Source organism: Bradyrhizobium sp. USDA 3262 (assembly GCF_054060035.1).
On sequence record NZ_JBSSCT010000001.1, the window covers coordinates 5,359,352 to 5,381,904 of the forward strand.

The window sequence follows — 22,553 nt, forward strand, 5'->3', positions numbered from 1 at the left end:
AAACGATGAGCACGTCGCGCTATCGCGTTATCTCCCTCAGCGGGATCACCATCGGCACGGACTTCTACGATGTGAACTCGATCGTCACGCTCACGCCCGGAGGCGCGAAGTACTTCCTCCTGAACAAGCAGATCGCGCTGGCCGACAGCCAGCCGCCGGTCGGCGTTCCGGGCGGTCCGAGCGAAGACGACGTCAAGATCGAGATCTACATCAACAATATCGGCAAGACGGTTTCGCTCACCCAGCTGCGGGACATGTTCCCGAGCTTCAAGGGTGATCCTGGCGAGCAGGGCCTTCGTGGGCCTGCTGGAGCGCAGGGCGCGCGAGGACCGCAGGGCGACGTCGGCCGCGGCATCAGGCTGGCAGGCATCGTCGCTACCGTGTTCGACCTTCCGCCGGCCGCCGCCGAAGGCAATGACGTCTACCTCGCCCAGGACACCGGGCACGGCTGGGCCTGGACGAATGGTGCCTGGATTGACATCGGCCCGTTCCGAGGTCCGGAAGGCAAGGCAGGTCCGGCAGGCCCGAAGGGTGAGGCTGGTCCGCAGGGGCCGGCAGGCGAGCAGGGGCCTCCCGGAGACCCCGGCGACCCTTCGCTCGCTCAGCTGACCGCAGCCAACGCGGCAAGCTCGACGGCCTCTGCGGCCACGGCTTCCGATGCCGCAGACCGGGCGCTCGCATCGGAGAATGCGGCTGCTGCTCACGAGCAGGGCGCCAGCGATAGCGCCACCTCTGCTGCCGCAAGCGAAGCATCCGCGCTCACGAGCAAGATCGCGGCCGAGCAGGCGGCGTCGACCGCCACCACCGTGGTGGCAAGCGCATCGGATTCGGCTGCTGCGGCGGCGACGTCCAAGACGAACGCGGCGACCAGCGAGACCAATGCTGCTGCCAGCGCGACGACCGCGACCAACAAAGCGGCTGCCGCGGCAACGAGCGAGCAGTCCGCTGCCACTCATGCCGCCAATGCCGGCACGTCGGAGACCAATGCCGCAAACAGTGCGACCGCCGCATCCAATTCTGCCACGGCTGCAGCGCTGTCAGAAACCAATGCAGCGACCAGCAAGACGGCGGCGGCTACGTCCGCTTCGAATGCATCCACCTCTGCAGACAACGCGCAGGCAAGCTACACGAATGCGCTGAACGCCTACAACAACCTCAGGGGCACCTACTACGGCGCTCAGGCGACCGATCCTGCGACCGATCCTCTTGGCGCGGCGAAGGGATCTGGTGATTTCTATTTCAACACCACGTCGCTGACCATGCGGTACTGGAACGGCGCCGTGTGGGTCGACTTTCTGCTGCCTGGCGCCATCGGACAGTGCAAGCTGACCATGGTCAGCTCGACCACGCTCAAGCTGATCCCGTTCAACGGCAACCAGATCAAGATCAATGGTCAGCTGTACCAGATCCCTGCGGCCGGCGTCACACTGACCAACGCGGGATTTGCGGCGAACACGCTGTACTACATCTACATCAAGATCGTGGGCAGCACCCTGACGCTGCAGCAGAGCCTGACTGGTCACATCACCAGTTCTTCGGCCGGCAGCGTCGGCGTCGAGGTGATGAATACCGCTGGCGGCGAAGTGTACACGCTCGTCGGCATGGTTTTCACTGGCGCATCGAGCCAGTTCTTCGACCAGCCCGACACGAGATGGGTCAGGTCCTGGTTCAACGAGACCGGCGTCATTTTGACAAGGGTCTCGTCGACGACGGTGGCGACGACATCAGGTACGCCGATCGAGCTTGACTCAGCAGTCCGATGCTTTGCGCTGCTGTGGGCCAACGAGCAGTTCCATCAGACCATCTCGTGCTCGTGCTTCAACAACACGGCCGGGGCGCTGACATATTTGATCCCTGGCTGGGGCAACAGCTTTGGCAGCTACTATGGTCTGCAGCAGTACATGCACCAGGACACGGCGACGTATGCGAGGTCCATCAGCAACTCCGCGACGATTCAGAACGCCACCGATCAGGCGGTGATCTTCTCGATGTGGGGTCAGGTTGGGTCCGGTACGGGCTCCTACGCCTACAAATCTAACTCCATCATGACGGTGCGCCGATGACGTCCCTTGCAACAGCTTTGTCTGAGCTTCGCCCCGGAGCCCAATGGGTGCTCCGCGGCGATACCCTCGGCGACCTTGATTGGCTCGACACAGAGCAGGACGTGCCGACGCAGGCGGAGGTGGACGCCTACCTCGCGTCCCCAGTCGTGCCGCAGTTGGTGACGCCTCGGCAGATCCGGCTGGCGCTCTACCAATTCGGATTGCGCCAACAGGTCGAAGACTACGTCAACAGCCAGGACATCACCGTTCAGGACAGTTGGAACTATGCCACCCAGATCGAGCGGACCAATCCGCTCATCCTGGCCTGCAAGTCCGCTCTCGGAAAAACCGATGAGGAGCTGGACCAGCTCTTCATCCTGGCCGCGTCCATCGTCTGAGACCGCACAACGCACACCAACCAGGCCGTCCTTCGGGGCGGCCTTTTTCGTTTCAAGGACCGCAATGCTGTTCTCAATCATCATGGGCCTCTTGCCAAAGTTCGGGACCTCGTTCCTGGACTGGCTGAACAAGAAGACCGACGCAGACCTTGAGAAATTCAAGACCGCGGTCGGCGGCGACGTCCAGCTGAATGTCGCCGAGCTGCGCTACAAGGTCGAGATCGCCCGCATGGCGGCCGACATGCGCAAGGACGATCGCGAGCACTGGTTCACCGCCTGGATGGTGCCGGTCGCCTTCGCCGTCCTGTTCTTTCACGTCGCGGCAGTCGTCTTCGACTCGATCCCGCTGCTCGGCCATGAGGTCGGCAGCTGGAGGATTGCCGCGCTCCCAGCGCCCTACAACACCATGCAGGAACAAATCGTCCTGACGATCTGCGGTGTGGCGGGCATCTCCTCACTCAAGAAGATCTTCTCCCGATGAAATCCGTTACCGACAGCTCATTCCCCGCCGATGTTCTCCAGGCCCAGGGGCCGGTCGTCATCAAGTTCGAGGCACGCTGGTGCCAGCCGTGCAAGGCGATGACGCCGACGCTGGAAGCGATCGAGAAGGAGCTGGCCGGCAAGGTCACCTTCGTCAAGGCCGATGTCGAGCACTGCGTCGCCGCCACCCAGCGCTTCAAAGTCGGCCAGGTGCCAGCGCTCGTAGCCGTCAAGGATGGCATCGTCACTTCCATGAAGACGGGAGCTGCGCCGAAGCAGGAGATCCTGAAGTGGGTCGACCTGGCTTTCCCCGGCCTGCGAGACTGATGGGCTACCGGTTCGATCTGGAAAACCGGGTCGCCGTTCACGACCACGGCTTCATCATCCCGATCACGGACTTCTACGACAAGTTCGGCGAGTACACCGACGATCCGGAGGAGGCCGTTGTCATCGGCATGGTCCTGCCCCCGGACGGGATGTACGTCACCCTCGACCTTCGTGACCTTGATGAGGACGACATCGTCACGACGCTCCAATAGCAAGAAGAAAAGCACATGACTGACACGCCACGTCGTCGGGGTCGCCCGACGAAGGAGGAGGCTGCTGCGCGCAAGGCCGCTGCAGAGGCTGCCGCCAAGAAGGAAGGCGAGGAGACTGCTTTCCTCGACGAGGTGCTCGGGGAACCGATCAAGCGCCGCAACACAAAGCTCCAGCCGGATGAGGTGACCCTCCGAACGCTCGGCGAACTGGGCAAGCTGTTCTGCACCCAGGAAGAAGCCGCCGCCGTGCTGGGCGTCTGCAAGAAGACCTTCTCGACGTTCCTCGGCGAATATCCCGAAGCCCGCGAGGTCTGGGACGACGGCCTGATGCACGCGAAGGTTTCGCTCCGCCGCAAGCAGCTGGCACTCGCCGACAAGAACGCGCCCGCCGCGATCTTCCTCGGCAAGAACTACCTCGGCCAGAAGGACGAGAACACCACCAACCTCAACGTCACCAAGCCGGCCAACGAGATGACCGAGGACCAGCTCCTCGAGATCGCGGGGCAGGCCGCATCGCCGCGGCAGCCGCCGGCCAAGAAGTCAGACACCGTTCACTGAGGCAACATGAGCTTCGTCATCAATCTCATCGGCGGCCCCGGAGCCGGCAAGAGCACCACAGCTGCAGGTGTGTTCTTCCTCCTGAAGCTCCTCAACGTCCGCTGCGAGCTGGTGACGGAGTTCGCCAAGGAGCTGACCTATGACGAGAACTGGAGCGATCTGAAGCGCCAGCTCTACGTCACGGCTGAGCAGGAACGCCGGCAGCGGCGCCTGGTCGGCAAGGTCGACTTCATCGTGACCGACTCTCCGCTGCTGCTCGGCGTCGCCTATGTTTCCGACGAGCGCGAGCGCCACGCAGTGGAGCAGTCAGCTCGCAGCCTGTTCAACAGCTACAACAACCTCAACTTCATCATCGAGCGCGTGAAGCCGTACCAGCCGTACGGTCGCAAGCAGACCGAGGAGGAGGCGAGGGCGATCGACCAGCGCCTGTTCGACGACGTGTTTGCCCGCGAGTCCTTGATCCCGATCCGGGGCGACGAGACCGCGGCCAAGACCGTCCTTCAGGTGCTCTCGAACATGGGGCTGCTGCCGGAGCTGTACGACACCTACGGCACCCCGAACTAGCGAGTGACCGATGGCTGTCGACAGGCGAGGCGCCATGGGGGTCTCCGAAAGCATCCGCCAGCAACGGCGTGAACTTTTGGAGATGAGCCAGCAGCAGGCGCGAAACTTCTCCGAAGTGAAGCGAGAGATCCAGCCGGACCCTCCGCCGATCCAAATCCAAACTCCCAAAGAGGAACTCAAGATGGGACTCCCCCACCTGGTAATCGTCGGCGCCGATAAAGGCGGTGTCGGCAAGACCGTCGTGGCACGAACCGTGCTCGACTACTTCAAGGCTCAGGGCGTCGAAGCCCGAGCGATCGACACGCAGATGCCCGAGGGCAATCTCAAGCGCTTCCATCCCGATGTGACGGAAGTGATCGACCTGTCCAGCTCGGACGGCCAGATCAAGGTGTTCGACGCACTGCCCAGCAGCCCGGTCACCGTGATCGACATCCAGGCTGGCTTGCTGACCCCCACGCTGACCCTGCTCAGCGAGATCGGCCTGCTCGCCATGGTCGAAGACGGCAAGATGAACGTGACCGTCATGCATGTCGTCGGCAGCACCGTCCAGTCGCTGAGCGAGATCGAAGGCGCCGCCAAGATCATCACCGGCTCCCGCCACTTCATCGTCAAGAACCACACCAACGACGCCGCGTTCTTCGCCGGCCTCAACGTGTCGACCGACGCCCTGAAGATCGGCACCGCGCTGATCGACATCCCGAAGCTCGACGAGCGCGCCACCGAGTATGTCGAGGCAGCCGCGACGTCGTTCGCCAACTACGCCAAGACCGGCGATTCCTTCACCATGCGCGGTAAGGTCGGGTTCTGGGAGAAGGGCGTGTTCGCCCAATACGACGCAGCCAAGCTGCACATCGTCTAAGGAGCAGCTCATGTCTTCGATCTCGATCGTCCACCAGAAACTGCAGGTGGAAGATGCCCGTCTCGTCACCGTGTCCGACCTCGTGCAGGACACGGACGGGAAGTGGCTCCGCATCGTCAAGTTCTACGGCGACCCGACCGTGAACGGCGCTCCGACCGCCTTCGTGGAAGTCGCCGTCCGCTCCGCCAACAAGGCCGACCTGGAGATCCAGGCGCCGGGCTTCAAGTTCTAATCCAGCAAACAAGACCCCTGACGGGACCGATCGTGGCAGCCGGAAACGCAAGTTACCCGGTGACGGTCGGCCGCAATACGAAGTCCTGAATCAACAGGACGATCCTCTTGGCCAGAGGGCGTGGGGTCCTCCTTTCGCGGTGACCGGTTCGCAACGGCGGCAGCGGTGGGTCTGATCAACCTTCCTGCGCCGCTCGCCAAGACGGCGGTTCGATTCCGCCGCGCCGCTCCATCTCAACAACAAGAACAAAATGAACAACCTGATCGACGTCTCCCCGGAGGAGGCGGCGGCCGAACTCCTGCGTCGTCGGAGGGGCCGCGAGCACCTCATCGACTTCACTGAGTACACGCTCCACAAATACTACGCCGACCCGTTCCACCACCTGGTTGCCCAGAAGCTGGAAGCGGTCGAGCGCGGCGAGATCAAGCGACTGATGCTGTTCGCTCCGCCGCGACACGGCAAGTCGGAGCTGTCCACGCGCCGCTTTCCCGCCTGGTACATGGCGAGGAACCCCGAGAAGAACGTCATCTCGGCATCGTACAACGGCGACTTCGCAACGACCTTCGGCCGCGACGTCCGCAACATCGTCCAGGGCAAGGAGTTCAAGACCCTCTTCCCGGACGCCAAGATCCGCACCGATAACCGAGCTGCCGACGAATGGGAGCTGGAGAAGGGCGGCAAATACTTCGCGGTCGGCGTCGGCACCGGCACCACCGGTAAGGGCGCCAACCTGTTTCTGATCGACGATCCGATCAAGGACCGCAAGGACGCCAACTCCGCATCATTCCGTCAGGACCAGTGGGACTGGTACCGCGACGTCGTCTACACCCGTCTCGAAGAGGACGCCGCAATCGTCCTCACGCTGACGCGGTGGCACTATGACGACATCGCCGGCCGGCTCGTCGACCTGGCGCAGTCAGGAAAGGGTCTGCCGTGGGACATCCTGTACCTGCCGGCGCTGCCCTACACCAAGAAGGTCAAGCGCGAGGACGGCACCGAGGAGCTGATCCTCAACGACGACGGCACGGTCCCCGGCGACGCTCTCGGGCGCAAGCCGAACGAACCGCTGGCGCCGAACCGGTTCTCCTACGCGGCCCTAACCGACCGCATGGACGTTCTCGGCGAACGGTCCTTCGCTGCGCTCTACCAGCAGCAGCCGATGGCCGACGATGGCGGCATGTTCAGCGCCGCCTGGTTCGAGGCTCCCGGCGAGATGCCGGCCCGCCGCGTCCGCGTGCGCGCGTGGGACTTGGCCGCGACAGCTGACGGCGACTACACGGTCGGCGTCCTGATGTCGAAGGACATGAGCGGCGTCTTCTACATCGAGAACGTCATCCGCTTCCGCGGGTCGTCGCTCGAAGTCGAGAAGAAGATCTTCGACACCGCGCGCAGTGACGGACACTCGGTCCAGATCGTCATCCCGCAAGACCCGGGCCAGGCCGGCAAGAGCCAGGCCCAGAACTTCATCCGCCGGCTCGCCGGCTATCGCATCAAGGCAATCCGCCCCACAGGCTCGAAGGAGACCCGCGCCGCAGCGTTCGCTGCGCAGTGCGAAGGTCGCAACGTGAAGATGGTGAAGGCTCACTGGAATGAGTGCTTCACCGATGAGTTGGAAATGTTCCCGCTTGGCACCCATGACGACCAGGTGGACGCAGCGTCCGACGCCTTCAACGAACTCCTCGGGCCCCGCAAGGCCGCGATCCTTGACTGGTAAAGTCAGGACGTCCCCAGAAATGGCCGACACTCAGATCAAATACACCCCGTCCCCCAAGACGGGTAACCCCGGGCAGCTCTCGTCTGCCGCGGACACGATGCAGACCCGCACCGCGATGCTCCGCGCCGTCTATGGCGGCACGGAAACCATGCGTGCCAAGGGTGCCGAGTTCCTCCCGCAATACGAGAAGGAGTCCGACACCCGGTACCAGGCGCGACTGGCATCCACGTTCGCTCTCAACAAGCTCAGGGAGGCCGTGGATGCGGCTTCCGCCAAACCCTTCCGGACGCTGCTCAAGGTCCAGAACGGCGATCCTGACCTCGATCTGTGGACCCAGGACATCGATTTGCAGGGCAACCACCTGCACATCTTCGGGCACCAATATTTCAACAACTCGATGCTCGACGGCATGTGCCACCTGATGGTGGATCATCCCGACACCTACAACATGAAGAGCCTCGCCGACCAGAAGGCCTCGGGCGCTCGCCCCTTCATGAAGATGTATAAGGTCGACGACGTGGCAGCCGCCTACGACATGTATGTCGGCGGCGACACCAAGACCGTCCACGTCCGCATCCGCAGCCAGCGCGCCGAGCGCGACGGCTTCAAGGAGGTGCTCTACAACCAGATCCGTGTCATCGAGATCGACCCGACCAAGACCTCGGGCATCGTCCAGCTTTGGGAGCAGAAAGCGGCCTCGGGCGGATCGAACTGGGAGTTCGTCGAAGAGACCCCGCTGCAGAACATGGCCGAAGTTCCGTTCGTGACCATGTATGCCGGCGAAAAGGAAGCCGACTACCTGGCCCGGCCGATCTTCATCGATCTCGCCTACAAGCAGATCGAGCACTGGATCTCCAGCTCGGACCAGCGGTCGATCCTGTCGGCAGCGCGCTTCCCGATGCTGGCGTGCTCCGGCGTCCAGATCGACCCGGAAGACGAGAAGCAGTTCGCGATCGGTCCCTACAAGGTGCTCTACGCTCCGGAGGCCAATGGCCGCTGGTACTACGTCGAGCCCCGCGGCACGGCGATCGAGAGCGGCGCCAAGGATCTCGACAAGCTCGAAATGCAGATGGACATGATGGCGCTGAACCCGGTCACGGGCACGCACCGTCAGTACGTTCCGCAGAACGAGCGCGACATCCAGGAGACGCGAGTCCACTCCGTCGTCCACGACATGGCGATCAATTGCCAGGACGCGCTGGAGAAGGCGATCAAGTTCATGGGGCAGTGGACCGGCAAGGACTACAGCCAGGTCCAGGTGATCCTGAACACCGAGTTCTCGAACACCAAGGATCGGATCGAGGAGGTGAAGCAGCTCGTCGCCATGTACGAGAAGCGCGGCATCTCGCGAGAGACCCTGTTGCGCGAAGTCTACAAGCGGAACCTGCTCGGCGACGATTTCAACATCCAGAACGAGCTGACCGCCCTGGCAGCGATCGACCAAGCCCTCACGGCCGGCACCGATCCGAACGCCAGCGCCACCGACCCAGCCGCCGACCCGTCGAAGACGACGGACCCGGCCGCGGCCAACAGCAACACGCCTGCAAACGGAACCGGGGGTACCCCGAAGACGTTTGATTTCCCCAACAATCAGGATCGGCCCAAAAAGCAAATCTGATTGACGGGTGCAAATGCACATGGTAGGTGGCGCGTCCCATGGCTGAGATCGTACTGGAACTGAAAGCCGAGCAATATTTCTGCGAGCCCTGCTCATTGAAGCAGGGCACGCTGGTGCGCGAGCTTGTGCGGATGATCCCGAAGTCCGTGGTTCTGTTCGATAAGCTGGTCGGGGACGAGTACTACTGCTGCCCGATCTGCTTCGAGCCCAAGTTCACGGTCAAGGGCAAGAAGAAGGTCAAGCATGGCGCGAAAGATCCCAAAGTGGCAGCACATTCTGAACCTGGAAGCGCGGGCGAAAGGCCTACCGGCCCCGTACTTGTCACCTGACGACGATCCTCCGATGCCCTCCGGCAGCCTTCCGCGGCCGGAGGTATTGGGTGCTCCTACCGGCGACAAACACGTCCAGCAGATAGCAGGAGATGTCAGGATGGCTCGCAACGTCGGGCTGGCCTTCCTGTTCGGGAAGGCGGTTCCAGCCCTGTTTGCGCTGTGGCTGATCTGGCTTTTCTTCGGCAAGCACTGATTTGCATTTTTCTTGGGGGTGGGGCTTGACAGAAACCCCATATCATGCGTATAGATTTGCTTGAATGCAAATGGAGTGACCGTGCAGCTCTTCCTCAGCAAAAACCTCGTCCAAGCCTTCCGCCTGCCACTCTGGGGCCAAGCCGCTGACGAGACGCCGCCGCAATGGCTGGTGACCCGGATCCAATCGGGTGAGCTGGAGATGAACAGCCTGGGCGGTCTGACCTACAGCACACCGTTCGGCGTGCAGTCCTGCGCCGCAGGCGACATCGTCGTCTTCTACGCTGACAATTCGATCGGGTTCGAGAAGCCCGAGGCCTTCGAGCGGGACTTCACTCCCGTGGAGGAAATTTCTCTGGCTGCCTGAGCGCTCGATTAGGCTCTGCCTGCGAGATCATAGGCACACCGTATGGGTGCCCGCTCAACACCAATCTCACTCCGACTTCTAGCCCGCCAGGATCAATCGCCTGGCGGGTCTTTTTGCGTCGTGGGTTCGCGCGCTCCTGGGTTCCTCCGGTAGAGCGCGATTTCAGCGGTCTCAGCTCGCATCCTGCACAAGACGGGCAGAGATACCAAAGAGCGCGCCGCACGCCCGCGCCGCCGCTGAACAACTTCTTGGCATGTAGCTCAGCCGGTAGAGCACCTCGCTGTTAACGAGGGTGTCGCAGGTTCGAGACCTGCCGTGCCAGCCAGTCTTCGTTCATCCGCCAAGGGCGGACAGAACTCTTGGGCCGCTCAGCGGCTCACCCAATTCGCCAGCACCGATCAACCGAGCCTCCCGGGATGGGACCTCGACCGATCGCTGCTGGCAACTCCGATTCCCCCGCTCCTGGGGGATTCACCGGACCACACGGCGGGATGCCATGGGGTCCTTTTATCACGAGGGGCGGGATGCCCCGCATTTCCGGGATGGATATGCTCAAAGCAGTCGTTACTGATCTCAATGAACTCGACGAGGGCCTCCGCGGCTACTACGTGCAGAAGGACGGGAAGTTCTTCCTGAACGTCACGCCGATCGACGGTTTCCAACTCGACAACACCCAGGGCCTGAAGACGGCGCTCGGTGCGGAACGCAACAACGTTTCCGTGCTCCAGGCGCAGCTGAAGCCCTACGAAGGCCTCGACGCCGCCGCGGCTCGCACCGCGATCGAGCGTGTCACCGCCTTCGGAGACATCACGCCGGAAGCCGCGAAGACCGCGGTCGAAACGGCGGCACGACTGTCTGCACTCGATCCCACGAAAGAGGCTGAGCAGATCGCCAACACCAAGGTCGAGACCCTGAAGGGTCAGCTCCAGGCACAGTGGACTGTGCGTGAGACCGAGCTGACCACCGAGGTCAAGGGCCTGAAGTCGGCGAACGAAAGCCTGACGGGGCAACTGAAGACTTTGATGGGCGACAGCCAGATCAAGTCCGAGGTAGCAAAAGCCAACCCACTGGACGACGCGCGGGATGCCGTCGAACTCCTGGTGAGCAAGTTCGTCCGCACGTCCATGAAGGACGGGAATGTCGTCGTCGATGTCATCGACGCCAACGGCAACCCGCGCATCAAGGACCACGCGGGCACCGCGTTCACCGTCGCTGATCTCGTCGCTGAGATCCGCGAGAGCCGCGCCGCTCTCTTCAAGCCTGACGAGAAGCGAGGCCTGGGGACCAACCCCAACACCCCCAGCAATCCGCCGGCCGGCGGGGTCGTGAACCCCTGGGCCAAGGAAACGCGCAACATCACCCAGCAGATGGTGCTGGAAAACACCAAACCCGAACTGGCCAAGCAGCTCAAGGCTGCAGCCGGCGTCACGGACTAACACCCCAACACGCTCATTCTTCGCAACCGCCGGGACGTTCGCGCCCCGGCGTTTGCATGAATGCAAAAAGCTGCACCCAAAGAGGGCAAAGGCCAGTCAAACTCAAGAGTGAGAAATGACTGAGACCCGTCTCGCGGACATGATCGTCCCGACCAAGTTCAACAAGTACGTCCAGGTTCTGTCGACGCAGAAGTCCGAGCTGTTCCAGTCGGGCATCATCACCGACCTGTCGAGCGTCATCGACTCCGAGATCGAAGGCAAGACGGTCAACATGCCGTACTTCAACGACCTCGATGCGTCGGACGCCGAGCAGATCCTCGACGACACGACCGACCTGACCGTCAGCAAGATGACGACCGGCCAAGACGTGGCCGTGAAGCTGCTGCGCGGTAAGGCGTTCGGCTCGACCGACCTCGCGGCCGACCTGTCCGGCGCGGACCCGATCGACGCGATCGCCAACCGTTTCGCCGACTGGTGGAACAAGCGCATGCAGACCGCTCTGCTCGCGACCCTGGCCGGCGCCATGGGCTCGACCGACATGGCGGCCAACGTCAACGACATCTCCGCGCTGACCGGCGGTGCCGAGAACTTCGACGCCGACTCGTTCATCGACGCGGCCTTCTTGCTCGGCGACGAGCAGGGCGGTCTGAACGCCGTGGCCGTCCACTCGCTGACCCTGAAGGCGATGGTGAAGGCCGACCTGATCGACTTCGTGCCCGACTCCCAGGGCAAGCTGACGGTCCCGACCTACCTCGGCAAGACCGTCATCGTCGACGATGGCATGCCGGTGACCGGCGCTGGTGCGAACCGCGTGTTCACCACCTACATCTTCGGCCCCGGCGCGATCGGTTTCGGCGAGAAGTCGCCGAAGGTGCCGGTGGAAGTCGAGCGCCAGGCTCTGAAGGGCATGGGCCAGGAGTACATCGTGAACCGCCGCCAGTGGGTCATGCATCCGCGTGGCGTCAAGTGGCTCGGCGCGAACCAGGTCGGCGTGACCCCGTCGAACACCGAGCTGGCCGACGTCGCGAACTGGAAGCGCGTCTACGACGCGAAGATCGTCCGCATCGTGGCGTTCAAGCACAAGCTGGCCGCCTAATCGTCAGCCCTCTGACGGTTAACAGCTGAAACACAAAACCCTCCCTGGCTCTCGCAGCTGGGGAGGGTTCTTTGTGAGTCTGGAGATCAAGAATGCTCGGAGCAAAAGGCTTTCGAACCCGTGAAGCGACCGCGAACTACAAGCGTCGCATCCGTAAGCTCGTGACGGACGAGGTCCGTGCCGCACGCTTCGCCAACCTGCACGGCAATGCCGAGGCATCCCGGGAGCCGGTCGCTCCTGTCGAGCCCGTCGAGCCGGCTGCGACCGAGACCGCCCCCGAGGCCGTCGAGGAGCAGGGCGCGGAGACGAATACCGAAGACAATTCCGCTGACGAAACCGGCGACGGAACCGGCGATGAAGCCGGCGACGAAGGCGAGGGCGACAGCGAAGAGACCCCCGACACGGAGGGTAAGCCCGCAACGCCGAAGAAGAAGGGCGGCAAGACCGCCAAGAAGAAGTCCGAGTAATCGGCAGGAGTGGTCATGGGATACGCGACGAAGGAAGACATCGACGAGCTTTACGGCACCGATCTCCTCGTCAAGATCGCTGACTACGACCGTGACGGCACGCCAGACCCTCTCGTTGTTGACAAGGGGCTTCTGGCTGCCGACGAGATTTGCGACGCCTACCTGTCCGCCCAGTACACGATCCCGGTAGTTCCCACGCCCGGCGTGGTGAAGAACTGCGCGATCGACATCGCGGTCTACAAGATCGCGCTCGGGCGCGGCGGGCGTACGGACGAAATGCGGGTCCGCTACGAGGACGCGCTGGCGCTGCTTGAGAAGATCTCGACCGGCAAGGTCGGCCTCGGGCTGCCGCCGGAAACCGTCGACAATGGCGACGGCACCAGCACCACGACGAACCCGAACGTCAAGCGTTCCGGAGGGTCGTTCGACTGCGGTAGGGCGTAATGCCTTCCTTCAGCGTCAGGATGAATGCTGAGTCTCTAGCTCAGCTGAACAAGCGAATCACCAAGCTCCTCCAGGACGCGGAGCACATGGAGCCGGTCTGGCAGCAAGCTGCCGAGTACATGGTCCGCTCGACGCAGAACCGCATCAACAAGACCCAGACCAGCCCGTCCGGAGAGAGGTGGGCGGGCCTCGCGGCGCTCACGATCAAGCTGAAGGGCACTGACTGGCCACTGTATGCGACCGGCAAGCTCGTCGGCGGCATCCACACTGGCGAGATCGATAACCACGGCTTCCAGGTCGTCTCCGACGCTCCCTATAGCTCGTACGTGCAGGACGGCGTGAAGAACAGCCGCGGCAAGTACAAGAAGAAGACGACGCCGCACTCACCAGCTCGCCCGTTCATGGGCTTCTCCGCTGAGAACGCGCGGCGCATCAGCAAGATGATCCGCGATCACCTGAAGGCAACCTAATGAGCGCGATCGTCAACTTCCGAAATAACATCATCGAGGCCATCAAGGCCGCGGCGCCTGAGATGCAGAACGTCGACTGGTACGATGGCCTCTTTGATGAGAAAGACATTGCAGACTGGACGCTGAAGACGCCTTGCGCTCGCGTCGCAGTCATGAATGTCCCGACCGAGCACCACTCGACGGGCGAACTGAACGCCTGCCTTCGCGTGGTTGTCGTCATCATCGACGAGAACCGCTACGTCCAGCTGGACGGGGACGCGAACGCCTGGGACTTGGTCGAGAAGATCGCCATCATGGCGAACCTGAATACCTTCGGCGACCCCAACGCGGCACCCGCCACGAAGGTCATTTTCAAACGCATCAGCCAGCCAGAGCTGCGACGAGAAGGCATCGCCGTCGGCATCGTTGAGTGGACCAGCGACTTGATGATCGGACGGAACCGGTCAGTCGAGCGCTCGTACTTCTTCCTCAACGGTGAACGGATCAACAAGGTGCCCCGCAGCCACGTCACGGCGCTCGGCCAGATCAACCTGGCAAGCGGCGCCCACGCCGAAGAAACGCTGGACATCACCCCAGAGGACTAACCCGCCATGCGCGCTCTACACGCGATGGAGCGGCGCATGCAGGATCTTGAACGCAAGATCCAAGGCAAGGAGCGGCTCGGTAAAATCGTCGACGTCAAGTTCGAGAAGCAGCGCTGGTACGTCAAGCTCAACGACGGGCAGGACGACACCCCAAGCGGCTCGGGCGGAAAGCGCGGCGACACCGTGAAGAGCGACTGGCAGCCGTGGAAGAGCTTCTCCCACGGCACCATCAAGTCGTCGGTCCCGCCGAAGAAGGGCCAGTACGCGCTGCTCCGCGGCGTCAACGGCATGATGGAGCTGGCGACCGCTGAGCCCTATCACTACGGGCCCGAGACCCCGTCGCCCCACGACAAGCCTGACGAAGTCGTCCATCTGGTCGAGGACGAAGAGGACCAGAAGAACAGCAACCAGCAGGGCGGCTCATCCGGAGGTGCCAGCGGCGCGTCCACCGAGGGCGGCGGCCAGCAGGGCGGCAACGACAAGTACAGCACCTGGCAGCGGGTCGCGAAGAACCTGCACCACCTGATCATCCAGAAGAAGGGCGCCAACATGGACGCCATGGGTGATCTCGGCGGTCTCGCTGGAATGGCTGGCCTGAACGGGCTGGACATGTCCAACTTCACCAGCGCGATCGGCAACCTCGGCAACACGGGCGGCCTCGCCAACCTGAACCTCGCCAACATCGGCGACTTCAGCCAGATCAGCAGCCTGATCAACATCAGCAACATGTCGGGCTTCGCCAACCTCGGCCAGCTCGCGCAGCTGCAGGGCCTGACGAACCTGACCTCGGTTGGCAACATCGTCCAGACCGTCCAGACAGTGCTCAACGGCGGCAACCTTCAGGCTCCGGGAGGGGCCGCTGGCGCTGACGGGCAGGGCGCCGGCCAGAAGCAGCAGGCCTCTCGCAAGATCCCGCAGATCGAGGAGCAAGGTCACTCCGACACCACGCAGGTACTGACGGACCAGGAAAAGATCGTCAAGACGGTCGGCGACAAGAAGTCGTACTATCGCCAGGACGAGGACAAGGTCCATCTCCGCTACGGTGAAGATGGCTCCAAGGCCGACGTCGTCATGGACAAGGATCAGGTCAAGATCCAGTTCAAGGACAAGACGGCGGTCATCAAGTGGACCGAGAACGACCTGAACGTCTCGTTCGGAGAGGACAAGGCGAACATCAAGCTTGACGGCTCAGCCATCGCGCTCAGCCAGGGCAAGGACAAGACCAAGGTCACCATCCAGGAAAGCTACGTCGAAGTGAAGGGCGCCTCCGAGTGCTCCTGCGGCGTGGATGGGCGCTGGGTCTACATCAACAACGGCCGAGTCAACCTCGGCGTCTCCGGCCCCAAGGAAGCGGCAACGAACCGCGTCATGACCGATGCCGGCCCGTCGCAGGTCGTCTGGGCCAAGATCTCGTAACAAGGAACAAGAACGATGCCGCAATACACGGTCGACAAGGAAATCTGGCTCGGTGGGCTCAAGCAGCCCGTGGGCAAGGTCGTGACCCTCACGGAAGGCCAGGCCAAGTATCTGGGCCACGCCCTGACGAAGGTTGAGGACAAGCCGGCTCCCATCGCCAAGAAGGCAAAGGCCGCCGCGGCTCAGGCCGCTGGCGCTGTCGTGACGGAGGCTCCTGCGAATGGCGCTGGCAACTGAGCATCTGATCGATATCGACCGGAAGACGGGCGAATACGTTCAGGGCTGGCCACGCATTAAGCAGTCCATCGAGACCATCCTCTCCACGCGCATCGGCGTTCGGCTGATGCGTCTGTGGTGGGGATCGAAATTCACCGACATGCAGGACAAGCCGGGCAACGAGGAAACCCTCATGACCGGCATGATGGCGGCGATCTCCGCCATCAACACCTACGAACCGGAGTTCAAGGTGTCCCGTGTGTCGATCGACGCATTCGACTCGTCCGGCGAGATCACCATCACCGTTGAGGGCGTCGACCTGATCGACGCGCAGCTCAAGAGAACAAAAACAACAATCTAAGGCGAGGGCCTGATGCCGAACTACGAGTCACCCGCGCTTTACATCGACTTCGCGCGGCTGCCGCCGCCCGACGTCGTTGAGACCATCGACTTCGAGGTGCTGCTCAAGCGGTACCAGGACGAGGTCGTCGCCAAGAACCCGGCTCTCGCCGCTGCCGTCAAGCTCGAACAGTCGCCGACCAACGTCATTCTGGAACCGCAGGCCTATGGCGAGATGCTGGTGCGAGCCCGCATCAACTCGGCGGCTCGCGCCGTCATGCTGGCCTTTTCCAGGGGAGGCGACCTCGACAACCTGGCCGCCTTCTTCGGAGTCGAGCGCGCTGCCGGCGAGACCGACGACAGCCTGCGCCGCCGAGCCCAGCTCGCGCCCGAGGCGTTCACGACCGCTGGCTCCGAAGGCGCCTACATCTTCCAGGCGCTCTCCGCCGACCCGACCAATGTCCGGGACGCCACCGCGGTCAAGATGGACGACAGGGGCAGGGTGAAGATCACCGTCATGGCGCGCGGATCCAATCCGATGCCGACCACAGCGACCATCCTGCTGGTCCGCGATCGCATCAATTCGAAGGGCATTCGGCCGCTCACCGACGTGGTCAGCGTCGTGCCCGTCAGGCCGATCACGACCCAGATCGTCGCGAACATCTGGCTCTATCCGGGCCCCGACGCATCGCTGGTCATGGCCGATATCGGCAAGGCGCTGCAGAAGGTCCGGGACAACGTTTCGCTGATCGGCCGGGACCTGACCAGGTCCGCGATCATTTCCGCCCTCAACCAGGAAGGCGTGCAGTCGGTAGATCTGATCTCGCCGGCCGAGAACGTCGTCGCCGGCACCGATCAGTGCGTCATCATCGAAAGCGCCGCGATCACGCCGCAGCAGCTCAGGGTGGAGTAACATGGCGAAGTATCCGACGCGCCTGATGGATCACATCCTGGCGCCGAATGCGACGGAGTACGAGCGGACGCTGGCTTCCCAGGTCGATCGCCTCCTTGATCTGGACATCCCGATCCGGCTGCTCTGGAACCCGTGGGAGTGTCCGGAGAACCTGCTGCCTTACCTGGCGTGGGCTCTCTCGGTAGACCTCTGGGACTCGAGCTGGCCGATCACCAAGCGCCGCAGCGTCGTCGCCAACGCCATCAAGCACCACCGTCTGAAGGGCACGCTGAAGGGCATCGAGACCTATCTCGATCTCATCGACAGCAAGCTCCTGCAGGCGCAGACGCCTCCGGGCACGCTGTTCTCCGGTCCATCGCTGACCAAGGAGCAGCGCGAGTCCTGGCTGCAGAAGCTGCCGCAGGTCCGAACCTGGAAGGAATGGGAGAACGCCACCGCTGACTACCGCATGTTCATGGGTGGTTCGCGGGCGCATTGCTTCCTCAACGGCAAGTTTCCGTACCCCAACGGTGCCGCAGAGCGAACCGCTCGCCGCGCGCGGTGGGTCGTCAACGGAGCCGAGACCGACACAAAGGTCGAGAACTACGGAAGCTACTTCCGTCTCTTCATCAAGGCTCATCTGCCTTATTCGCTGTTCTCCAACACGATCGTTCGGAAGGGCAAATTTTCGATCCCCTCGACCGCCTACAAGCGGATCGTCTCGATCGAGCCGATCATGAAAGCGCCTTGGCGCAGCTCAATCAGTCCTCAGCTGGAGCCGGTACAAGCGCAACCCGACCTGGTCACTCAGGCCGGTCATGAAAATGGAAACGCCGTCTTCTCGAACCGGGTGAACTTTCACAAGTTCTACGTCCCGTCTCGGGCCGGATATCGTCTCTACATGCGCTATCCGGTCTACGACGCCTCGGTCGAATATCCGGCGAAGCGCCGCTCGATCCAGTTCATGGGCGTGGGACGCTATGGCGTCAAGCCGAAGACGGCCGAGCTGAAGATCTCCATGCCGACGAAGTGGAGCAGGTTCAAGGCGCGCATCAACGAGCCTTTCGTGCCTCGCACTCGCTTTTGGACGCCGCATGACGGCTCAAGAATGGCGCAGAACCGGCATGCGGTGATCGCCGCCAAGAGGCTGTCTGACCAGATCCTGCTCGACACCAACACCAAGCCGGGGTTCATCGCCGGCCTGCCGCGTTGGGCCGGCGACGAGATCGTCATCTGATCAAATCAACCAATGCACTGAGCCCATTGTCCCCGAGGACAGTGGGCTTTTTCGTGCGTCAACAAGAGGCCCGCAATGGACCGCAAAGTTAAATTCCGCGACTATCAGGAACAGGTCGCGACCGACCACAACAACCTGCAGGACTATGTGCAGCAGGCGATGGACAACATCGTGTCGGACGCCGTCAGCGCAACCCGGAAGTATTCGGGCCTGATGGTCACCAAGACCGGCCAGGTCGAAGTCACGGTCGGCCAGGGTCGCGTTTACGACATGGGCGCCGTCTTCGGTCGCCGGGCGGTCCTGACGCAGTCGGTTGCCACCTACGTGGCCGCCGCAGCCCGCCGCATCGTCACCGTGTCGGCCTATGGCCAGGAAACGGAAACGGACATCGAGACCCGCGACTATCTGACCGACGTCGACACCGGCACGGTCGAGCCCCGCGCCGTGTCCATGACCGAGTCCCGCGACGCGCAGCTGGTCTTCACGGCCGGCGCTGAAGCTGCGGACCCTGTGCCTCCGGCGGTGCCCGCGACCCACGTCGTGATCGCCAACATCATGTTGGACACCACGCAGATCATCTCGATCGACATGCAGGACCAGAACCAGGTCGTCTCGACCGACGCTCTGGACATCAGAACCGACATGCTCGAAACCTTCCGGTCGATGATCGAGCCGCGAGTCACCTCGCTGGCGTCCGACTTGGCCGACCTCGCGAACCGCGTGAAGGGCCTGGCTGACCAGTCCGACCTCTCCCGGGTCTACCTGGACCTGGCCCGCGTGAAGGAAAGCCTGCGTTATCCGGACGACGCTTCCGGCTTCGACGCCGACTTCTTCCTGATGCCGAACAAGTCGGACTACAACAACACGCTGTTGCTCGGCTACGACGCAAAGGTCGAGGAGGGCATCCGCTTCAACGACGCCAACAAGAACCAGTTCGAGATCTCGCTGTTCTCGGCGAACGACCCGAACGCCTCGCTGGCCGGCGGCTACCTGATGCCAAAGTACGTCAACGTGCTGAAGATCCAGACGGGTGCCTACACCTCGTCGCTCGGCATCGCGCAGTACGGCTATCAGGTGCATTCGATGCAGGTTGGCTACATGGCCCGCTCGCGCGTCCGCTACGGCGGCAGCTATACGGTCTGCACCAACGGCAACAACTTCAGCACCCCCGGTGAAGCGGTCGACACCACCAACCTGTACGACTTCAACACCGCCGAGTTCACGACCGTCCAGAGCAACCCGGCGTCCTGGGATCATCCCTACGCCTGGACGCGAACGGACTACTACTGGCTCGACACCTGGCAAGAGCCGTTCATGTACGAGATCACGACTGATCTCGCGATCACGGGCGCTCAGGTTGCTCAGACCTTCCTTGTCTCGAACGACATCATCGCCACCCAGCTCGGCTTCTACATCACGGCCAAGGCTGCGAACGAAGACATCCACCTCGCGCTCTGCGAAGTGACGGCTGGTATGCCTGACCTCACCAAGGTCTGTCTCAAGACGACCTACCCGCACTCCAGCATCGGAACGGGTTGGAACGTCTGCCCGATCCAGCCGACCTTCCTCGGGAAGGGCAAGCGCTACGCCCTCGTGTTCATCTCGAATGCGAACCACCAGGTCGGCATGACCTCGGGTCAGTCCTATTTGGATGGCACGTTCTTCTACTCGACGGACGGCATCTACTACATGGGCGACCTGACCAAGGACATGATGATCCAGGTCTACGGCGCCGCGTTCCCGTCCTCTCAGGTCGCGATCGAGTTCGCTCCGATCAACCTCGACGGCGGTTTCCGGGATATCGACATCCTGGCTGAAATGTGGGTTCCGGGTTCGTGTCAGCTGGTCTTCGAGATGCGGCCGAACGGTACTGGTCAGTGGCAGCCGCTGATCGCCGACAATGCCGGCATCCTCGCTGTCGCTCCGCCGCTGGCTCAGTTCCGGGCTCGCTTCATCGGCACGCAGGACATGCAGCCGATCCTGCATCTGACCGGATCTCGCGTCACGGTCTCTCGGCCGAAGACGGTCTTCAAGCACGTCTCGACGAAGATGACGGTGCCAGCGATGTCGGCCAGCGCGAACAACCTGACGTTCGTGAACCTGCTCGAAATGTTCGACCCGACGCCGCACACCTACAACATGACGGTTCGGGTTGGATCGACGGACTACACGCCGAACGCGACCGTCACCGAGCTGAAGGATGCGACCGCGAAGCGCTACCAGAAGACTTACACGTTCAGTCTCCCGGCCGGCACGACGCAGTTCACCATCGTCCAGAACGGAACGACCAACTCTCCGCAGGTCACGTACCACGTCGCCGAGCGGACGTTCTACACCAAGTAAGGAATCCACTTCATGGCAGACAACGAAAACGGGGCCGCTCCGGTGGCTCCGAGCATCGACCCGGACAAGAGCTATCGCCTGACGCTCGGCCGGGCGGTCGAAATCGCTCCCAAGATCTGGGCGCGCCCCGGAAGCGACGTGGTCGTCAAGGGTTCGCTGATCGCCGACTACGGCGATGCGGTCACCAGCTACGAAGAGGTCTAAGACGTGGCTCGCCGGTTTGATCAGATTTACCGGGTAAAGCCGAGGGACAACCTCGGCGACCCCGAATATTGGAACCGGCGTTTCGATGACATCGATCGCCGCGTTTCTTCGAACGAAGACGAACTCGATGCCATCGATGGCCTGACCGCCTACATCGAGGGTCTGGCTCTCAATCGGCTGGACCTGGTTCTGGCGCCGGCACTCGACAAGATCGCTCTGGTGTCGGAGCAGGGCTTCTTGCTCGCTCACTCCAATTCCGAGGTGACGCTGGACGTGAACACCACCCAGGTGTTCGCGATCCCCGACCTGGCGGAGCGCGAGCTGTTCGCTCCGTCGCCGTTCGTCACCATCGTTCGCAAGGGCAGTCAGACCGACTATGCCTTTGCTGAGCTAGTGGAGTGGGACCGGGACGCCGGACAGCTGACGCTGCTTCCGAGGGCGATCTTCGGCAATCCCGGCCCGTTCATCGACTGGGAAATCTACGTCGGCACCGCCATCCAGCAGGCAGTCATCGATACCCTCGCACAGTGCGAGGCGGCCCGAGACCTGGCCCTCCAGTACAAGGCTGACACGGCTGCCGACGCGACTTCCACCGCGGCGGATCGGACGGCTGTCGGTCTGATGAAGGGCGACACGCTGGCGGCCCGAGACCTTGCTCAGTCGTATGCAGCCGCGGCCCAGACCTGGGATCCTTCGCTCTACTATTCGAAGGTGACGGTCGATGCGACCTTCGTTGCTTTCGGCGTTGCTCAGGGACTCAGCGCAGGTCAGCAAGGGCTCGCGCGTCGGAATATCGGCATCAATCAGACGGAGCCGATCGCTGGTGCGACGAACTTCAACACCATCCTCGCTCCAGGCACGTACTACACCATCCTCCCGAACAACCCGGGTGCGCCGGGGTCGGGGTATTGGTATTTGAGCGTCGAGTCCTACGGGAGCAGCCCGACCCACTATGCGGTTCAACGGGCGATCCAGCTCGACACGAATACCGCGGTCATCATGTACGTCCGCGTCTTCGCGTCCGACGTATGGACGCCGTGGCGCCGGGTCATGATGGGGGTCAACAACCTCTCCGACGTCGACAACGCCGCGCAAGCACGGGCGAACATCGGCGCGCAGGCGACCCTGGGCTACACGCCGGCTAACAAGGCTGGTGACGCCTTCACCGGCAACGTCTCAACGTCCGGCAGCCTCATCGCGACCGGCTATGTCTGGTCCTACGGTGGCGTCTGCTATCTCAACTCGGGCGGAACGGCATACATCCAAGCCCAGGGCGGCGGCAGCTATTACCTTGGCAGCGGTGGCGTCATCTGGCACACCGGAAACATCAACCCGGTCATCAGCATGAGAGCGGTGTACGCGGGAGATTACACCGGATCGTCCATCACCGAGCCGTTCGGCGGTTCTGCTGTCTGCACCTGTGCGATCATGGGTGCCTCGCGATACCGCTATCACCAGTATCAGCTTGCCAGTGGCGGTTGGTTCAACTTCACGGAAGTGACATAAGGCATCCG

The 22,553-nt window shown here is 62.6% G+C and carries 27 protein-coding genes and 1 tRNA gene; all 28 read left to right on the top strand.

Translation table 11 applies throughout. The features are described from left to right. The first annotated feature begins 5 nt into the window (after window positions 1-5). Window positions 6-2,063, top strand: coding sequence for a hypothetical protein (locus tag ACVWYP_RS24965; protein ID WP_456684175.1), 2,058 nt, complete (start codon window positions 6-8; stop codon window positions 2,061-2,063). Continuing rightward, on the top strand, window positions 2,060-2,440 hold the full coding sequence (locus ACVWYP_RS24970) for a hypothetical protein (protein WP_456684176.1): 381 nt from the start codon (window positions 2,060-2,062) through the stop codon (window positions 2,438-2,440). The genes ACVWYP_RS24965 and ACVWYP_RS24970 overlap by 4 nt, the downstream gene beginning before the upstream one ends. A gap of 64 nt (window positions 2,441-2,504) precedes the next feature. After that, on the top strand, window positions 2,505-2,921 hold the full coding sequence (locus tag ACVWYP_RS24975; protein ID WP_456684177.1) for a hypothetical protein: 417 nt from the start codon (window positions 2,505-2,507) through the stop codon (window positions 2,919-2,921). Next, window positions 2,918-3,247: a thioredoxin family protein gene (locus ACVWYP_RS24980; RefSeq protein WP_456684178.1), complete on the top strand. Its 330-nt coding sequence runs from the start codon at window positions 2,918-2,920 to the stop codon at window positions 3,245-3,247. The genes ACVWYP_RS24975 and ACVWYP_RS24980 overlap by 4 nt, the downstream gene beginning before the upstream one ends. Further along, complete coding sequence (locus ACVWYP_RS24985) at window positions 3,247-3,459, top strand: hypothetical protein (RefSeq protein WP_456684179.1); 213 nt, start codon at window positions 3,247-3,249, stop codon at window positions 3,457-3,459. The genes ACVWYP_RS24980 and ACVWYP_RS24985 overlap by 1 nt, the downstream gene beginning before the upstream one ends. 15 nt (window positions 3,460-3,474) lie before the next feature. Then, window positions 3,475-4,017, top strand: coding sequence for a hypothetical protein (locus ACVWYP_RS24990; protein WP_456684180.1), 543 nt, complete (start codon window positions 3,475-3,477; stop codon window positions 4,015-4,017). Between the two features lie 6 nt (window positions 4,018-4,023). Further along, window positions 4,024-4,581: an AAA family ATPase gene (locus ACVWYP_RS24995; protein ID WP_456684181.1), complete on the top strand. Its 558-nt coding sequence runs from the start codon at window positions 4,024-4,026 to the stop codon at window positions 4,579-4,581. 10 nt (window positions 4,582-4,591) lie between these two features. Further along, a complete protein-coding gene (locus tag ACVWYP_RS25000; protein ID WP_456684182.1) occupies window positions 4,592-5,440 on the top strand; it encodes a hypothetical protein in 849 nt (282 codons plus the stop codon). A 10-nt stretch (window positions 5,441-5,450) separates the two neighbouring features. Next, window positions 5,451-5,672: a hypothetical protein gene (locus ACVWYP_RS25005; protein WP_456684183.1), complete on the top strand. Its 222-nt coding sequence runs from the start codon at window positions 5,451-5,453 to the stop codon at window positions 5,670-5,672. A gap of 250 nt (window positions 5,673-5,922) precedes the next feature. Further along, the gene (gene terL / locus ACVWYP_RS25010) at window positions 5,923-7,386 is read left to right on the top strand and encodes a phage terminase large subunit (RefSeq protein ID WP_456684184.1); all 1,464 of its coding nucleotides are present in this window, start codon (window positions 5,923-5,925) and stop codon (window positions 7,384-7,386) included. Window positions 7,387-7,405: 19 nt separating this feature from the next. After that, on the top strand, window positions 7,406-9,004 hold the full coding sequence (locus ACVWYP_RS25015) for a DUF4055 domain-containing protein (protein ID WP_456684185.1): 1,599 nt from the start codon (window positions 7,406-7,408) through the stop codon (window positions 9,002-9,004). A gap of 38 nt (window positions 9,005-9,042) precedes the next feature. Continuing rightward, window positions 9,043-9,333, top strand: a complete 291-nt coding sequence (locus ACVWYP_RS25020; RefSeq protein WP_456684186.1) for a hypothetical protein — start codon at window positions 9,043-9,045, stop codon at window positions 9,331-9,333. Window positions 9,334-9,610: 277 nt separating this feature from the next. Continuing rightward, window positions 9,611-9,895 (top strand): hypothetical protein, encoded by a 285-nt coding sequence (locus tag ACVWYP_RS25025; RefSeq protein WP_155258440.1) that lies wholly within the window; start codon window positions 9,611-9,613, stop codon window positions 9,893-9,895. A 249-nt stretch (window positions 9,896-10,144) separates the two neighbouring features. Next, window positions 10,145-10,220: transfer RNA gene (locus tag ACVWYP_RS25030), tRNA-Asn, on the top strand. A 199-nt stretch (window positions 10,221-10,419) separates the two neighbouring features. Continuing rightward, complete coding sequence (locus ACVWYP_RS25035; protein ID WP_456684187.1) at window positions 10,420-11,331, top strand: hypothetical protein; 912 nt, start codon at window positions 10,420-10,422, stop codon at window positions 11,329-11,331. Between the two features lie 115 nt (window positions 11,332-11,446). Beyond that, complete coding sequence (locus ACVWYP_RS25040; protein ID WP_259242981.1) at window positions 11,447-12,427, top strand: major capsid protein; 981 nt, start codon at window positions 11,447-11,449, stop codon at window positions 12,425-12,427. A 92-nt stretch (window positions 12,428-12,519) separates the two neighbouring features. Continuing rightward, window positions 12,520-12,894 (top strand): hypothetical protein, encoded by a 375-nt coding sequence (locus ACVWYP_RS25045; RefSeq protein WP_259242983.1) that lies wholly within the window; start codon window positions 12,520-12,522, stop codon window positions 12,892-12,894. 15 nt (window positions 12,895-12,909) lie between these two features. Further along, entirely contained in the window at window positions 12,910-13,338 is a 429-nt protein-coding gene (locus ACVWYP_RS25050; RefSeq protein ID WP_259242985.1) for a gp436 family protein, read from the top strand. Window positions 13,339-13,358: 20 nt separating this feature from the next. Continuing rightward, window positions 13,359-13,808: a phage virion morphogenesis protein gene (locus ACVWYP_RS25055; RefSeq protein ID WP_259245196.1), complete on the top strand. Its 450-nt coding sequence runs from the start codon at window positions 13,359-13,361 to the stop codon at window positions 13,806-13,808. Then, window positions 13,808-14,392 carry a hypothetical protein gene (locus ACVWYP_RS25060; RefSeq protein WP_304495266.1) on the top strand — a complete coding sequence of 195 codons (585 nt, stop codon included), beginning with the start codon at window positions 13,808-13,810 and terminating at the stop codon, window positions 14,390-14,392. Before ACVWYP_RS25055 ends, ACVWYP_RS25060 begins: the two co-directional genes overlap by 1 nt. A gap of 36 nt (window positions 14,393-14,428) precedes the next feature. Further along, complete coding sequence (locus ACVWYP_RS25065) at window positions 14,429-15,808, top strand: hypothetical protein (protein WP_456684188.1); 1,380 nt, start codon at window positions 14,429-14,431, stop codon at window positions 15,806-15,808. Window positions 15,809-15,823: 15 nt separating this feature from the next. After that, on the top strand, window positions 15,824-16,045 hold the full coding sequence (locus ACVWYP_RS25070; protein ID WP_259242989.1) for a hypothetical protein: 222 nt from the start codon (window positions 15,824-15,826) through the stop codon (window positions 16,043-16,045). Continuing rightward, the gene (locus tag ACVWYP_RS25075; RefSeq protein ID WP_259242991.1) at window positions 16,029-16,385 is read left to right on the top strand and encodes a GPW/gp25 family protein; all 357 of its coding nucleotides are present in this window, start codon (window positions 16,029-16,031) and stop codon (window positions 16,383-16,385) included. The genes ACVWYP_RS25070 and ACVWYP_RS25075 overlap by 17 nt, the downstream gene beginning before the upstream one ends. 12 nt (window positions 16,386-16,397) lie before the next feature. Continuing rightward, window positions 16,398-17,276, top strand: a complete 879-nt coding sequence (locus tag ACVWYP_RS25080; RefSeq protein ID WP_259242992.1) for a baseplate assembly protein — start codon at window positions 16,398-16,400, stop codon at window positions 17,274-17,276. A 1-nt stretch (window position 17,277) separates the two neighbouring features. Next, entirely contained in the window at window positions 17,278-18,492 is a 1,215-nt protein-coding gene (locus ACVWYP_RS25085; RefSeq protein ID WP_259242995.1) for a phage tail protein I, read from the top strand. A gap of 75 nt (window positions 18,493-18,567) precedes the next feature. Then, window positions 18,568-20,835: a hypothetical protein gene (locus ACVWYP_RS25090; protein WP_259242998.1), complete on the top strand. Its 2,268-nt coding sequence runs from the start codon at window positions 18,568-18,570 to the stop codon at window positions 20,833-20,835. 12 nt (window positions 20,836-20,847) lie between these two features. Beyond that, complete coding sequence (locus ACVWYP_RS25095) at window positions 20,848-21,039, top strand: hypothetical protein (RefSeq protein WP_456684189.1); 192 nt, start codon at window positions 20,848-20,850, stop codon at window positions 21,037-21,039. Window positions 21,040-21,042: 3 nt separating this feature from the next. Continuing rightward, the gene (locus tag ACVWYP_RS25100; protein ID WP_456684190.1) at window positions 21,043-22,545 is read left to right on the top strand and encodes a pyocin knob domain-containing protein; all 1,503 of its coding nucleotides are present in this window, start codon (window positions 21,043-21,045) and stop codon (window positions 22,543-22,545) included. Window positions 22,546-22,553 lie beyond the last annotated feature (8 nt).

Bases quoted from the DNA above. Each gene is read 5' to 3' on its own strand.
- ACVWYP_RS24975 (WP_456684177.1), top strand. From the start codon at position 2,505: ATGCTGTTCTCAATCATCATGGGCCTCTTGCCAAAGTTCGGGACCTCG.
- ACVWYP_RS24995 (WP_456684181.1), top strand. From the start codon at position 4,024: ATGAGCTTCGTCATCAATCTCATCGGCGGCCCCGGAGCCGGCAAGAGC.
- ACVWYP_RS25060 (WP_304495266.1), top strand. From the start codon at position 13,808: ATGAGCGCGATCGTCAACTTCCGAAATAACATCATCGAGGCCATCAAG.
- ACVWYP_RS25050 (WP_259242985.1), top strand. From the start codon at position 12,910: ATGGGATACGCGACGAAGGAAGACATCGACGAGCTTTACGGCACCGAT.
- ACVWYP_RS25040 (WP_259242981.1), top strand. From the start codon at position 11,447: ATGACTGAGACCCGTCTCGCGGACATGATCGTCCCGACCAAGTTCAAC.
- ACVWYP_RS25000 (WP_456684182.1), top strand. From the start codon at position 4,592: ATGGCTGTCGACAGGCGAGGCGCCATGGGGGTCTCCGAAAGCATCCGC.
- ACVWYP_RS25020 (WP_456684186.1), top strand. From the start codon at position 9,043: ATGGCTGAGATCGTACTGGAACTGAAAGCCGAGCAATATTTCTGCGAG.
- ACVWYP_RS25075 (WP_259242991.1), top strand. From the start codon at position 16,029: ATGGCGCTGGCAACTGAGCATCTGATCGATATCGACCGGAAGACGGGC.
- ACVWYP_RS25055 (WP_259245196.1), top strand. From the start codon at position 13,359: ATGAATGCTGAGTCTCTAGCTCAGCTGAACAAGCGAATCACCAAGCTC.
- ACVWYP_RS24965 (WP_456684175.1), top strand. From the start codon at position 6: ATGAGCACGTCGCGCTATCGCGTTATCTCCCTCAGCGGGATCACCATC.
- ACVWYP_RS25070 (WP_259242989.1), top strand. From the start codon at position 15,824: ATGCCGCAATACACGGTCGACAAGGAAATCTGGCTCGGTGGGCTCAAG.
- ACVWYP_RS24985 (WP_456684179.1), top strand. From the start codon at position 3,247: ATGGGCTACCGGTTCGATCTGGAAAACCGGGTCGCCGTTCACGACCAC.
- ACVWYP_RS25080 (WP_259242992.1), top strand. From the start codon at position 16,398: ATGCCGAACTACGAGTCACCCGCGCTTTACATCGACTTCGCGCGGCTG.
- ACVWYP_RS25045 (WP_259242983.1), top strand. From the start codon at position 12,520: ATGCTCGGAGCAAAAGGCTTTCGAACCCGTGAAGCGACCGCGAACTAC.
- ACVWYP_RS24980 (WP_456684178.1), top strand. From the start codon at position 2,918: ATGAAATCCGTTACCGACAGCTCATTCCCCGCCGATGTTCTCCAGGCC.
- ACVWYP_RS25090 (WP_259242998.1), top strand. From the start codon at position 18,568: ATGGACCGCAAAGTTAAATTCCGCGACTATCAGGAACAGGTCGCGACC.
- ACVWYP_RS25015 (WP_456684185.1), top strand. From the start codon at position 7,406: ATGGCCGACACTCAGATCAAATACACCCCGTCCCCCAAGACGGGTAAC.
- ACVWYP_RS24990 (WP_456684180.1), top strand. From the start codon at position 3,475: ATGACTGACACGCCACGTCGTCGGGGTCGCCCGACGAAGGAGGAGGCT.
- terL (WP_456684184.1), top strand. From the start codon at position 5,923: ATGAACAACCTGATCGACGTCTCCCCGGAGGAGGCGGCGGCCGAACTC.
- ACVWYP_RS25035 (WP_456684187.1), top strand. From the start codon at position 10,420: ATGCCCCGCATTTCCGGGATGGATATGCTCAAAGCAGTCGTTACTGAT.
- ACVWYP_RS25085 (WP_259242995.1), top strand. From the start codon at position 17,278: ATGGCGAAGTATCCGACGCGCCTGATGGATCACATCCTGGCGCCGAAT.
- ACVWYP_RS24970 (WP_456684176.1), top strand. From the start codon at position 2,060: ATGACGTCCCTTGCAACAGCTTTGTCTGAGCTTCGCCCCGGAGCCCAA.
- ACVWYP_RS25065 (WP_456684188.1), top strand. From the start codon at position 14,429: ATGCAGGATCTTGAACGCAAGATCCAAGGCAAGGAGCGGCTCGGTAAA.
- ACVWYP_RS25005 (WP_456684183.1), top strand. From the start codon at position 5,451: ATGTCTTCGATCTCGATCGTCCACCAGAAACTGCAGGTGGAAGATGCC.
- ACVWYP_RS25095 (WP_456684189.1), top strand. From the start codon at position 20,848: ATGGCAGACAACGAAAACGGGGCCGCTCCGGTGGCTCCGAGCATCGAC.